Source organism: Streptomyces sp. NPDC002588, assembly GCF_040295925.1.
Lineage (GTDB): Bacteria > Actinomycetota > Actinomycetes > Streptomycetales > Streptomycetaceae > Streptomyces.
The window spans coordinates 42,533-54,821 of sequence record NZ_JBEOWF010000007.1 but is presented as its reverse complement, the minus strand read 5'-3'; the positions used below and the strand labels follow the sequence as shown (position 1 = coordinate 54,821).

Below are 12,289 nucleotides of genomic sequence, written 5' to 3'. Positions count from 1 at the left end.
GGGAGGCTTTTCGGCGGGCGGGCGGCCGCTGCGGGTGGGGGGCTCGGGGCCGACGCTCGGCGGGCGGTCGCGGGCGCCGCGTTCGGCCCCCGCGCCGAGGGGCTTGTCGTACCCCCGGCATATCCTGAACCCGGGGGCCGCCGGTCTGCGGGGGCCTCCCGCTGACGAAGGGGTCGGAAGTGCCGTCGATGCTCGATGCGGTCGTGGTGGGAGCGGGGCCCAACGGGCTGACCGCCGCAGTGGAGCTGGCCAGACGCGGTTTCTCCGTGGCGCTCTTCGAGGCGAAGGACACGGTCGGCGGGGGAGCCCGCACCGAGGAGCTCACCCTTCCCGGCTTCCGGCACGACCCCTGCGCCGCCGCCCACCCCCTCGGCATCAACTCCCCGGCCTTCCGCGCACTGCCCCTCGAGCGGTACGGCCTGCAGTGGCTGCACGCCGACCTGCCGATGGCCCACCCCTTCCCCGACGGCAGCGCCGCCGTGCTGTCCCGGTCCGTCGCCGAGACCGCCGCCTCCTTCGGCCCGCGCGACGCGGGCGCGTACCGCAGGCTGGTCGAGCCGTTCCTGCCCCGGTGGGACACCCTCGTCCGCGACTTCATGTCCCTGCCGCTGACCGCGCTCCCGCGCGACCCGGTCATGCTCGCCCGCTTCGGCCTGGCCGGCCTGCCCCCGGCCGCCTGGCTGACCCGCCGTTTCCGCGACGAACCGGCCAAGACCCTCTTCGCCGGTCTCGTCGCCCATGTCATGGCACCGCTCAGCGGCTTCGCCACCGGCGCGATCGGCCTGGTCTTCGCCCTTGCCGCGCACGCCCGCGGCTGGCCGCTGGCCCGCGGCGGCTCCCAGGCGATCTCGGACGCCCTCGCCGCGTACTTCGAGGACCTCGGCGGCAGCGTCCACACCGACTACGAGGTCAAGCGGCTCGACGACCTGCCCCCGGCCCGCGCCTATGTCTTCGACACCTCGCCCACCGCCCTCGCCCGGATCGCGGGCTTCGGCGGGTACTACGCGGGCTACAAGTACGGCCCCGGCGCGTTCAAGATCGACTACGCGCTCGACGGGCCGGTTCCCTGGACCGCCGCGGAGGCCCGCTCCGCCGGCACCGTCCAGATCGGCGCGGACAGCGCGGAGATCGGCGCCGCCCTGCGCGCCGCCTCGCGGGAGCACCGCGCTCCGGACCGCCCCTTCCTGATCACGGTCCAGCCGGGCGTCGTCGACCCCACCCGCGCTCCGGCCGGCAAGCAGGTCTTCTGGGCGTACGGCCATGTGCCGCACGGCTGGAGCGGAGACCTCACCGACGTGATCGAGCGTCAACTGGAGCGCTTCGCCCCGGGGTTCCGCGACCGCGTCCTCGCCCGGGCGATCGCCGGCCCCGCCGAACTCGCCGCGCGCAATGCCAACTACGTGGGCGGAGACATCGCTTCGGGCGCGGTCTCCGGTCTGCAGATCATGCTCCGGCCCAGGCTGACCCTCTCGCCGTACACCACCCCGCACCCGGCCGTCTTCATCTGCTCCTCGGCCACCCCGCCGGGCCCCGGTGTCCACGGCATGTCGGGCCACAACGCGGCGAAGGCGGTGTGGCGGAGACTGCGGCAGACCGCGTAGGACGACGAAGCCCATTGAATGTTCAAATAGAATGGGTAGAGTACGGCACGCTCCGAAGTCGCCTGCCGATTCCCGGAGTTCCCGCGCGCCGCGCGGTCCGGTCGAGGCCCGCGCCCCCTCACCCCGCCCAGGAGGCCGACGCGCATGACCTCCGTACACAACCTTCCACCCGCACCCGCCGACCCCCGTGCCGTCCTCGACTCCGCCGCCCTGCCCGAGCCGGCCCGGGTCTGGCTGCGGGAGGCCGCGGCGAGCGTCGCCGTCCGGCCGAACGCGATCCGGGTCCTCTTCCCCGCCGCACGCAGACGCTGCGGGCAGCAGCCTCTGGACGCGCAGTGGAGCGTCGACGAGGCGGCCCGCGCCGTCCTGCTGATCTCCCTGCCGCAGCGCGGCCAGGACCTCGCCGACCAGGTGGCCGTCCTGTTCCGGCACGGCGACCCGGCCGAACAGCGGGCCGTGCTCAAGACGTTGCCCCTGCTCGACGACCGGGAGGCCGCACCTGACGGGGCCTTCGGTGAGATGGCCCTGACCCTCGTCCGGGAGGCCCTGCGCGGAGCCGGCGCCGATGTCCTCGAGGCCGCACTCGGGCCGTACGCGGCCGCCCGGCTGCCCGACCCCGAGTATCGCCGAGCCGTCCTCGGGTGTGTCCTCGGCGGGATCCCCCTCGACCGGGTGGCCGGGCTCGACACCCGCGCCGACCGTGAACTCGCCCGCATGCTCGCCGACCTGGCCCACGACCGGATCGCCGCGGCCCAGGACGTACCGGCCTGCGTCTGGCCGCTGGTGCGCGCCTTCCCCGACGTCGCGGACCTCCTCGCCGCCCGCGCCCGCGTCCTCGCGTCCACCGTGCCGGACACGGCGGCCCGTGCCCTCGCCGCAGCCGAGGAACTCGCCGCGGCCCAGGAACTCGCCGCGGCCCAGGAACTCGCCACGGCCGACGGACTCGCGGCGCCGCGCGAAGAGGCCTGACCGCCTGACGTCCTCCGGCCGCCGCGCGGACCGAAATCCGCCGGTGGCCCGGCGGCCCGCCTGGTATAGACACGGGCATGACCACCATCACGCTCGTGCAGGGTGACATCACCGAGCAGTCCGTGGACGCCGTCGTCAACGCGGCGAACTCCTCGCTGCTCGGCGGCGGTGGCGTCGACGGCGCCATCCACCGCCGGGGCGGCCCCGCGATCCTGGAGGACTGCCGCCGTCTGCGCGCCGGCCACTACGGCAAGGGCCTGCCCACCGGTCGGGCGGTCGCCACGACCGCGGGCGACCTGGACGCGCGCTGGGTCATCCACACCGTCGGTCCCGTGTACAGCGCGAGTGAGGACCGCTCGGCGTTGCTGGCCTCCTGCTACCGCGAGTCCCTGCGGGTGGCGGACGAACTGGGTGCCCGCACGGTCGCGTTCCCCGCGGTGTCGGCGGGCGTCTACGGCTGGCCGATGGACGACGCCGCCCGGATCGCCGTGCGGACGGTCCGTGAGGCGGAGACGGACGCCGAGGAGGTGCGGTTCGTGCTGTTCGACGAGGAGGCGTACGACGCGTTCGCGCGGCAGGTCCGATGAGCCGGCGGTGACACGCCGCCGGACGGCACATCCTGAAGATCCATGGCAATCCCGACATATTGTCTGAATATGACGAAATGCCATGTTCTGTATCTGGCGTGCACCGCCGCGATCGTCGGGACGTCGCTCGGTGCCGCCCCGTCGGCCGCCGCCCGGACGGCCCATGTGGTCCGGCCGGGGGAGTCGATCCAGAAGGCGGTCGACGCCGCCGTACCGGGCGACACCGTTTTCGTCGCCCCCGGGACCTACCGCGAGAGCGTCACCATCGGCACCGACCGGGTGACCCTGCGCGGCGCCGGACCCCGCACCGTGCTCCAGCCGGCCCCCGCGGCGACCAGGGCGGCCGGCACCTGCGCCGCGGACGGCAACGGCATCTGTGTGACCGGGACGAAGGACCGCAAGGTCCAGGGCGTCACCGTCACCTCCCTCACCGTCTCCGGGTTCACGAAGAACGGCGTCTACGCGAGTGCCACCGACGGGCTGACCGTGCGGAGGGTGACAGCGGAGAAGAACGGGGTCTGGGGCATCGCCGCCGAGGGCTCGGTGCGCACCGCGTTCCGCAGCAACACCGCGCGGGACAACGGCGACGCGGGTCTCTTCCTCGCCAACTCGGTCAAGGAGGAGCAGGGTGCGACCGACACACAGGGCACCGTGGTCCAGGGCAACCGCATGGAGGGCAACCGGATCGGCGTCACCGTCCGCCGGCTGCGCGACCTCACCGTCGCCCGCAACCGGATGACCGGCAACTGCGCGGCCGTCTTCGTCGTCGGCGACGAGAACAAGCCGAAGGCCGGACTTGTCACCGTGCGCGACAACCGCATCGAGCGCAACAACAAGTCCTGCCCGAAGACCCCGCGACTCGACGCCCTCCAGGGCTCCGGGATCGTCCTCACCGGCGCCGAGGACAGCCTGATCACCCGGAACGTGATCACGGACAACGCGGGCAGCTCCCCGCTCTCCGGCGGCATCGTCCTGTTCAAGAGCTTCGTGGGCACCACCAGCGAGCGGAACCGGATCAGCGGCAACGTGCTGAGCGGCAACTCCCCGGCCGACCTGGTCAACGCCGACACCGGCCAGGGCAACACCTTCGAGGGCAACTCCTGCCGGCTGTCCCGGCCCGCGGGCCTGTGCTGACCGGCCGCACCCACCCCTCCACGGCCGCACCCACTCCACCAAGGAAGGAAGGCGGACATGACGACCGCTGAAACCGCCGTGACCGCTGAGACCGCCCCACCGCCGTCCATGCGGCTGCGGGAGCTCGTGTTCGGTGCGGCCTGCGCCGCCGCACTGCGCGCCGCCGCCCGGCTCGGCGTCGCCGACATCCTCGGGGACGCCCCCCGGACGGTGGAGAGCCTCGCCGCCGATGCGCACTGCGCGACGGGCCCGCTGCGCCGGCTGCTGCGGACCCTGACCTGCTACGGCGTCTTCACCGAACGCCCCGACGGCACCTTCGCCCACACCGAGATGTCCCGGCTGCTGCGCGAGGACGACCCGCACAGCCTGCGCAACATCGCCCTGTGGTGCACCGAGCCGTGGACCTGGGACGCCTGGCCGAGGCTCGACGAGGCGGTGCGCACCGGCGGCAACGTCGTCCAGAACCTGTACGGCAAGGAGTTCTTCACCTATCTCAACGAGGACGCCCCCGAGTCCGCCGAGATCTTCAACCGTGCCATGACCACCTCCAGCGAGCAGTCGGCCCGGGAGGTCGCCGCCCTGCTCGACCTGTCGGGCTGCACGTCCGTCGCCGACATCGGCGGCGGCCAGGGGCACGTCGTGGCGAGCCTGCTCGACAAGTACCCGGCGATGCGGGGCAGCCTGCTCGACCTGCCCCGCGTGGTCGACCACGCCCTGCCCCGGCTGCGCGACGGCGGCGACCTCGCGCACCGCGCCCGGATCGTGCCCGGCGACGTCCGCGCGGCCGTACGCGTCAGCGCCGACGTCTACATCATCAAGAACATCCTGGAGTGGGACGACGCGAGCACGGCCCGCACCCTGGCCAACGTCATCGGCGCGGGCGGCCCCGGCACCCGGGTCGTCGTCATCGAGAACCTCGTCGACGACACCCCGTCGATGCGCTTCAGCACCGCGATGGACCTGCTGTTGCTCCTCAACGTGGGCGGCGCCAAGCACACCACCGAGAGCATGGTGAGCCGGATCACCGACGCCGGCCTGGTCATCGACGACATCCGGCCGGTCAACCCCTATCTGCACGCCTTCGACTGCCACGTCCCGGAGTGACGCGGCGGTCCCCGAAACCACCGGTCGCCGGGCCCGCAGCGTCGCGGGCCCGGCGGCCGGTGACCCCGGCGGGCTCAGCCGGCCGGGTCGCGCTCCCAGAGGTAGAAGCGCCGCGCCATGGCGTCCTTGGGGGAGCGCCAGGTCGCGGGGTCGTAGGCGCTGACGTACGCCGACAGGCGCTCGCTGACGTCCCGGAACTCCGGATGACCCGTCACCTTGGCGATGGCCGGTCCCGGCTCGCGCTCGGACTCGATCAGATGCATGTACACGTCGCCGAACTCGAAGAGGCTGCGCCGCACGACACCGACCAGGTGCGGCAGCTCCCCCCGGTCGGACTCCTCGAACACCTTGGCGATGTCCGGGGCGGACCCCGGGGCCATCCGGGCGACGATCAGGGCTTGGTGCATGGGGGAGTGTCCTCCGTCCGGCTCAGTCGGTCAGGCCGCGAGTGGTGCCCCGCTCGGCGGCGGCCTTCTCGATGCGGTCCCGGATCAGGGCCATCTGGACCTTGGAGTTCCGGTTGATGTTGTCGGTCATCCACTCGTCGTCGACCGGCGCGTCCGGCTTCATCGCGAAGTCCTGCGTCCAGATCATCCGCACTCCGGCCGGCACCTCCTCGTACCGCCAGTGGATGTCCATGTGGGCGAACGGCCCCGTCTCCACCCGGCGGGCCCGCACGCTCAGCGTGTCGCGGTCCGGCTCGCGCTCGGAGACCCAGCTCCACACCTTGCCGTTCTCGTCCGGGTGCATGGTCAGCCGGAAGGTCGTCCGGTTTCCCTCCCGGGAGAGGACCTCCACCGAGGCGTACTCGGTGAAGAGCCGCGGCCACCTCTCCAGGTCGTTGGTCATGTCCCAGACCAGGTCCAGCGGGGCGGCGATGGTGATCTCGTTCTGCGTGTGTCCGGTCATGGCGTCACGCCCCCGCCGGCAGCGCGCTGTTCACCTGGTCGAGGAACTCCCGCGGTGTGCGGCAGCGCTCCAGGTCCACGTCCAGCGCCGTACCGAACCGGTTCTCCAGCTCGCCCACGATGCCCAGCATGCCGAGCGAGTCGATGCCGAGGTCGCCGAACTCGCCGTCGGCGTGCTCCTTCAGCAGTTCCGGCGCGACGGTGATCCCGGCGGCCTTCTTCATCAGCCCGGCCAGCTCTTCCACGGTGATGCGGTCACTCATGCGGTACCTCTCCTCTGTGGTGTGCCCCGCTACGAGGCATTGGCGGCGCCGTGCCGCAGCACCAGCGCCGAGTTCGACCCCATGAGGCCCCGGCTGAGGACCAGCGCCGTGCGCACCTCGGCGGTACGGGCACGGCCGGTCACCAGATCGAGGTCATGGCAGATGTCGAACACGTGGGGGGTGGGCGGGATCAGGCCGTGCTCCATCGTCAGGACGGCGGCCGCGGCGTCCAGCACCGGCGCCCCGCCGTAGGCCCGGCCGATACCGGTCTTCGGCGCGGTGACCGGCACCTTCCTGCCGTGCGCGCCGAGCGCGTCGGCGAGGGCGAGGGCCTCGGCCCGGTCCGCCTCCGGCACTCCGAGGGCGTCGGCGAAGACCACGTCGATCTCCTCCGGCGCGCAGCGCGCCTCCGCGAGCGCGCCCCGGATCGCCTGCGCGAGCCCCTCCCGGGAGTCCGCCCAGCGGGACGCCCCGGTGAACGTGGCCGCATGGCCCTCGAGGGTGGCCTGCACCCGCGCGCCCCGCTCCCGGGCCGAGCACTCCGCCTCCACCACGAACATCGCACCGCCCTCCGCGGGCACGAACCCGCAGGCGGCGTCGGTGAACGGACGGTAGGCACGCGACGGGTCCTCGACGGTGCTCAGCGCGTCGTAGCCCAGCTGGCAGACCACCGAGTACGGGGCGAGCGGCGCCTCGGTCGACCCGGTCACCACCACATCGGTGCCGCGCCGCACCGCCCGCGCCGCGTGCGCGAGGGCGTCCAGACCGCCCGCCTCGTCGGCGGCGACGACCGAACAGGGCCCCTTGAAGCCACGGCGGATGGAGATCTGGCCGGTGCTCGCGGCGTAGAACCAGGCGATCGACTGGTACGGCCCCACGAACCGGCTGCCCTTCCCCCACAGCTGCTGCAGCTCCCGCTGGCCGAACTCGCCGCCGCCGGAACCGGCCGCGGTGACCACGCCCACCGAGTACGGCGCGTCGACCGTGTCGGCCCGGCCGAGCCGGGCGTCGTCCAGCGCGAGATCCGCCGCGGCCATCGCGAAGTGGGTGAACCGGTCCGTCTGGACGAGGAAGCGCTCCTCCACGGCGGCCGCCGGGTCGAAGTCCCGGACCTCGCCGGCCACCCGCAGCGGCAGGTGCTCGCACCCGTCGCGGGTCACCCGGTCGAGGACGCTGATGCCTTCCTGGGTGGCCTTCCAGAAGGCCCGGGTGCTGGTTCCGTTGGGCGCCACGACACCGATTCCGGTGACGGCGGCACGCCGTGGATGCGGTTCGCTCATCGTGTCCTCTCCCTCTCCCTCGGCCGGGTCAGGACCACCGCGGACTGGAACCCGCCGAACCCGCTGCCCACGGAGAGCACACTGTGCAGCGTCCGTTCGCGCGCGACCCGCGGCACGTAGTCCAGGTCGCACTCGGGATCGGGGGTCTCGTAGTTCGCGGTGGGCGGTACCACCTGGTGGGCCAGGGCCAGGACGCAGGCGACGACCTCGATCGCGCCGATCGCGCCCAGCGAGTGACCCACCATGGACTTGATGGAGCTCATCGGAGTGGCGTGGGCGTGCTCGCCCAGGGCCCGTTTCACCGCGGCCGTCTCATGACGGTCGTTCTGCTGGGTGCCCGACCCGTGCGCGTTGACGTAGTCGATCGCGGTGGGGTCGAGGCGGGCGTGGTCGAGGGCGGACTCGATGGCCCGCGCCATCTCCAGGCCCTCCTTGGTCAGGCCCGTCATGTGGTAGGCGTTGCCGAAGGTGGCGTAGCCGCTCAGCTCGCAGTACACGTGCGCGCCGCGGGCCTTGGCGTGCTCCAGCTCCTCCAGCACCAGGACGGCGCCGCCCTCGCCCATGACGAACCCGTTGCGCTCGGCGTCGAAGGGGCGAGAGGCGTGCTCGGGGTCGTCGTTGTTCGGCGAGGTGGCCTTGATCGCGTCGAAGCACGCCATGGTGATCGGGGAGATCGGCGAGTCCGACGCACCCGCTATGCAGACGTCGGCCCGGCCCTCCTCGATCGTGTGGAAGGCGTACCCGACGGCGTCGAGCCCCGAGGTGCAGCCGGTGGAGACCGTCTGCACCGGGCCGCGCGCCTCGAACCGCTCGGCCACCGTGGCGGCCAGCGTGGCCGGCGTGAACGCCCGGTGCAGATGGGCGTCCGCCTCGCGGTGGTCGACGTCCCAGCGCTGCCCGCGGTGGCTGACCAGGACGTAGTCGTGCTCCAGGCGGGTGGTGCCGCCCACCGCGGTGCCCAGCGACACCCCGACCCGCCAGGGGTTCTCCCGGGCGAGGTCGAGACCCGCGTCCTTCACCGCCTCCGCCCCGGCGACCAGCGCGAACTGTATGTACCGGTCGCTCCGGGCGATCTGCTCCGCGTCCAGGCCGTGCGCGGCCGGGTCGAAGTCGCACTCCGCGGCGATCCGCGACCTCAGGCCGGCCGGGTCGAAGAAGGTGATGCCCCGCGTCGCGGTCCGCCCGTTCGAGAGCAGGTCCCAGAAGGCCGGCGCACCGATGCCGCCCGGGGCGACCACGCCTATGCCGGTGACCGCCACCCGCCTGGTCACGAGACCACCTCGGCGGTCTCCTCTGTGTCCACGTGTCCCAGCGGCGGGCTCGGGGCCAGCGGACCGAGGTGGAAGACGATCCGCGCCTCCACCTTCCCCACGTTGCGGAAGCGGTGGCGCATGTGCATGGGGATCAGCAGCCCCTGCTCCGGCTGCAGCGGCACGGGCTCGCCGTCGAGGTCCACCTCGAGCCGCCCGCAGAGGACGTACACGAACTCCTCGGAGTACGGGTGGTAGTGCTCGCCGATGCGGTCACCGGGCTGGATCAGGGCCACGCCCATGAAACCGCTGGTGGAGCCGACCGTGGCCGGGGTGAGCATGGCGCGCAGGTCACCGCCGCGCCGGGTGTTGGGCTCGACCTCGCTGAGATCCACGACTCTGGGACGGGAATGGTTCACGACGTTGCTCCGATCGTGTGCAGTGCGGACAGGCCGGACGGGCCGAAGAGGACTGACGGGTTCAGGCCTCGGGTGAACGGCGGTCGGTGACGAGGGCCATCCGGGCGGGCCCGGCGGAGCCCTTCGCGGCCGCGGTGTCCAGCAGCTTCTTCAGCTCGGCGGCCTTCGGCGCGAGCGCGGGGTCGTCGGCGCCGTGGCCGCCGCGCACGTCGACCAGCCGCACCACGACGTCGTCGCGCTGGAAGATCGTGCTGCGCACCACCGGGCCGTTCGGGTCGTCCGCGGCCGTCTCGTCCTGCCGGGCCAGCAGCTGGGCCAGCTCCAGGCCGCGGCCGGCCCGGGCCGGGTAGTACAGCGCGAGCCGCTCCGCCTTCGGGTCGTCCTGGTCCGCCGTGACGTGGTGGACGGCGGGCAGCGCCGCCCGGGTGAAGAAGACCCGGGCGGAGTCGGGGTCGTCGAGGTCCCGGTCCTGCTCCAGGTACGGGTTGATGGCGTCCTCGACGGCCCGCACCTCGGGCTGCCGGGCGACATGGCGCAGCGCCGCGAGCAGGTCGCCGCGCACCTCGATCGCGCGGACCACCCGGTTGCCGTGCATGAACAGGGACGTGCGGCAGAGCCGGGTGGTGTCGTCGACCTTCGGGTCGGGGGAGGCGTAGTCGGAGAGGATGCTCGCGACGGTCTCCTCGCTGCCCGGCTTGACGGTGAACGTGAGCGCGTGCCGGATCACCCCGTCGCCCATGCGGGGCGCGGACTGCAGGGTGCGGTCGGCGGCCGACGCCGGGCCACCGGTCTCCCGTACGACGTGGAAGCGCAGCGAGCGGGTGTCGCGCACGCAGTTGTGCAGCGGCTTCACCATCTGCACGTGTTCCTCGCTGTTCACCCAGGTGAGGAACGGCGGGGCGCTCTCCCACTCGCTGGTGATCAGCCACTGGGAGGGGTTCTCGATCGACTGGCACAGCTGGTCGCTGACGTGCCCGGGGACGGAGGCGACCTGGTTGCAGAGCTGCTCGTACGCCTCCAGGAACTGCTGCTGGGCGCCGTCGTAGACGTCCACCAGCAGCACGACCCGGAGCCGGGAGCCGTCGAACACGGACTGGGAGACCCGCTGCGACACCTGGCGGGTCAGCGGGGCGGAGGCGGGAGCGGAGGTGGTGGTCATGCGGCACATCTCCTTCGGAGGCGGGTGAGCGCTGCGAGGCGGACGTGACTCGATCCTGGGCCGGTCCCCACGGGCGCGCGATTCGGATGGACTACGTGGGTGACCGGCCGGCCCCCTGGGGGTGACGGAGGCTCACCTGAGATGGGCGAAGACCACCAGGTTGTCCGTGTAGTCCCGCACCGAGCGGTCGTACGCACCGGCGCAGGTGATGAGGCGGGCCTCGGCCCGGGGCGTGTCGCCGTAGACCCGCCGGCTGGGGAAGTCGTTCTTGGCGAAGGTCTCCACGCTGTCGACCTCGAAGTGCGCGGTGCGGTGGTCGGTCCGCAGGACGTCGAAGACGTCGCCCTTCCGGAGTGCGCTCAGCCCGGCGAAGACGGCGGCGGAGGTCTTCGTGTCGACGTGCCCGGCGATGACCGAGGTGCCGGTCTCGCCGGGGGTGGGGCCCTTGGCGTGCCAGCCGACGAGGTTGGTGTCGGCGGCGGGCGGGGCCTCGAGCCGGCCCTTCGCGTCGGTGGCGAGCGGGGTGAAGGGTGCGTCCACCGAGATCCTGGGGATGCGCAGCCGCACGGGTGTCGACCGCGGCAGATGCGGGCCCAGGGGCTGTCCGCCGCGCGCGGCGGGGACGGCGGAGCGCGGGGCGCCGGAGGAGTCGGCGGACTCGACGGCCCCGGGTGCCTGCGGCGCCTGCCGCGCCTGCGGCGGGCGGGACGAGCCGGACGACGACGGGTCGTTTCCGCCGACCAGGCTCACCGCGAAGATCAGCAGCGCCGTGGCGCACAGCACGGTCAGCGACGAACGGGACCCCTGACCGGCCGGCTCCGGGCCGTCGAGGAGGGGAGAGGAAGGGGGGACTGCCATCGAAGAACACCTCGGCTGGGGCACTGCGGGGATGCGGCCAGGACAGGGGGTGGGGCGGGGTTACGGGGAGGGGTGACGGCACTGGAGGGCCGGGGGGGCGGGGGGAACGGGTCGACGGTCCGGTCCCGGAAACGGCCGGCGCGGGTCGGACCGGCGGCCGCCACGCGATGCACCGGTGGCGGCCGCGGCTCTATCGCGTCCGGCACGGATCAGGCCAGACCGTGCGCCGACTTCTTACGGCGCGCGGTGTACAGGCCCGCTCCGGCCACCGCCAGGACTGCCAGACCGCCCGCGGTCACGGCAGGCGCGGCCAGCGCGCCGCCGCCGGTGTGCACCCCGCCGCTGGGCTTGTCCTTGCCGCCGCTCCAGGATCCGCTGTCCTCCTTGGACCAGGACGAGTCCTCCTCCTTGCTCCAGGAGGAGTCCTCCTCCTTCGCGCTGTCCTCCTTGGCCCCGTCCTCCTTGCTCCAGGAGTCCTTGCCCTTGTCGTGACCGTCGTTCACGGCGGTCAGCGCGCCGCCACCGGCGTGGACGCCGCCGTGGGGCTTGTGCTCCTTGCCACCGTCCTCCTTGCTCCAGCCGGAGTTCGCCTTGTCGTACGACGACGACTCCTCCTTGCTGTAGGAGGAGTCGCCCTTCTCCCAGTCACCGTCGGCCGCGTACGCGGGAGCGGTGACGGCGAGGACGGCCGAGGCGGCCGCCGTTGCCAGGATGATGCGAGCAGAACGCATATTCGGGTTCCTTCCGACACGGCCGG

14 protein-coding genes are annotated in these 12,289 nt (G+C 72.9%); 5 read left to right on the top strand and 9 right to left on the bottom strand.

Going from position 1 to position 12,289, the window contains the following annotated elements:
• Positions 1–188 precede the first annotated feature (188 nt).
• From ABT057_RS09770 to ABT057_RS09750, 5 genes are all read left to right on the top strand, one after another.
• A complete protein-coding gene (locus ABT057_RS09770) occupies positions 189–1,601 on the top strand; it encodes a phytoene desaturase family protein (protein WP_352341948.1) in 1,413 nt (470 codons plus the stop codon).
• A gap of 144 nt (positions 1,602–1,745) precedes the next feature.
• Positions 1,746–2,570: an EboA domain-containing protein gene (locus tag ABT057_RS09765; protein WP_352341947.1), complete on the top strand. Its 825-nt coding sequence runs from the start codon at positions 1,746–1,748 to the stop codon at positions 2,568–2,570.
• A 77-nt stretch (positions 2,571–2,647) separates the two neighbouring features.
• Positions 2,648–3,157 carry an O-acetyl-ADP-ribose deacetylase gene (locus tag ABT057_RS09760; RefSeq protein WP_352341946.1) on the top strand — a complete coding sequence of 170 codons (510 nt, stop codon included), beginning with the start codon at positions 2,648–2,650 and terminating at the stop codon, positions 3,155–3,157.
• 69 nt (positions 3,158–3,226) lie between these two features.
• The gene (locus ABT057_RS09755; protein ID WP_352341945.1) at positions 3,227–4,291 is read left to right on the top strand and encodes a right-handed parallel beta-helix repeat-containing protein; all 1,065 of its coding nucleotides are present in this window, start codon (positions 3,227–3,229) and stop codon (positions 4,289–4,291) included.
• A 57-nt stretch (positions 4,292–4,348) separates the two neighbouring features.
• Entirely contained in the window at positions 4,349–5,395 is a 1,047-nt protein-coding gene (locus ABT057_RS09750; protein WP_352341944.1) for a methyltransferase, read from the top strand.
• 74 nt (positions 5,396–5,469) lie between these two features.
• Here the strand turns inward: ABT057_RS09750 and ABT057_RS09745 are convergent, their stop codons facing one another.
• The 9 genes from ABT057_RS09745 to ABT057_RS09705 all read right to left on the bottom strand — a co-directional run bounded on the left by ABT057_RS09745 (position 5,470) and on the right by ABT057_RS09705 (position 12,263).
• Positions 5,470–5,802, bottom strand: coding sequence for a TcmI family type II polyketide cyclase (locus tag ABT057_RS09745; RefSeq protein ID WP_352341943.1), 333 nt, complete (start codon positions 5,800–5,802; stop codon positions 5,470–5,472).
• 22 nt (positions 5,803–5,824) lie between these two features.
• On the bottom strand, positions 5,825–6,304 hold the full coding sequence (locus tag ABT057_RS09740) for an SRPBCC family protein (RefSeq protein ID WP_352341942.1): 480 nt from the start codon (positions 6,302–6,304) through the stop codon (positions 5,825–5,827).
• Positions 6,305–6,308: 4 nt separating this feature from the next.
• On the bottom strand, positions 6,309–6,566 hold the full coding sequence (locus tag ABT057_RS09735; RefSeq protein ID WP_352341941.1) for an acyl carrier protein: 258 nt from the start codon (positions 6,564–6,566) through the stop codon (positions 6,309–6,311).
• Positions 6,567–6,595: 29 nt separating this feature from the next.
• Positions 6,596–7,846: a beta-ketoacyl synthase N-terminal-like domain-containing protein gene (locus ABT057_RS09730; RefSeq protein ID WP_352341940.1), complete on the bottom strand. Its 1,251-nt coding sequence runs from the start codon at positions 7,844–7,846 to the stop codon at positions 6,596–6,598.
• Positions 7,843–9,117 (bottom strand): beta-ketoacyl-[acyl-carrier-protein] synthase family protein, encoded by a 1,275-nt coding sequence (locus ABT057_RS09725; protein ID WP_352341939.1) that lies wholly within the window; start codon positions 9,115–9,117, stop codon positions 7,843–7,845. The genes ABT057_RS09730 and ABT057_RS09725 overlap by 4 nt, the downstream gene beginning before the upstream one ends.
• Positions 9,114–9,491, bottom strand: coding sequence for a cupin domain-containing protein (locus ABT057_RS09720; protein ID WP_502973848.1), 378 nt, complete (start codon positions 9,489–9,491; stop codon positions 9,114–9,116). The genes ABT057_RS09725 and ABT057_RS09720 overlap by 4 nt, the downstream gene beginning before the upstream one ends.
• An 85-nt stretch (positions 9,492–9,576) precedes the next feature.
• Entirely contained in the window at positions 9,577–10,674 is a 1,098-nt protein-coding gene (locus tag ABT057_RS09715; protein WP_352341937.1) for a SchA/CurD-like domain-containing protein, read from the bottom strand.
• 132 nt (positions 10,675–10,806) lie between these two features.
• Positions 10,807–11,532: a class F sortase gene (locus ABT057_RS09710; RefSeq protein WP_352341936.1), complete on the bottom strand. Its 726-nt coding sequence runs from the start codon at positions 11,530–11,532 to the stop codon at positions 10,807–10,809.
• A gap of 209 nt (positions 11,533–11,741) precedes the next feature.
• Positions 11,742–12,263, bottom strand: a complete 522-nt coding sequence (locus tag ABT057_RS09705; protein WP_352341935.1) for a hypothetical protein — start codon at positions 12,261–12,263, stop codon at positions 11,742–11,744.
• Positions 12,264–12,289: the final 26 nt, after the last annotated feature.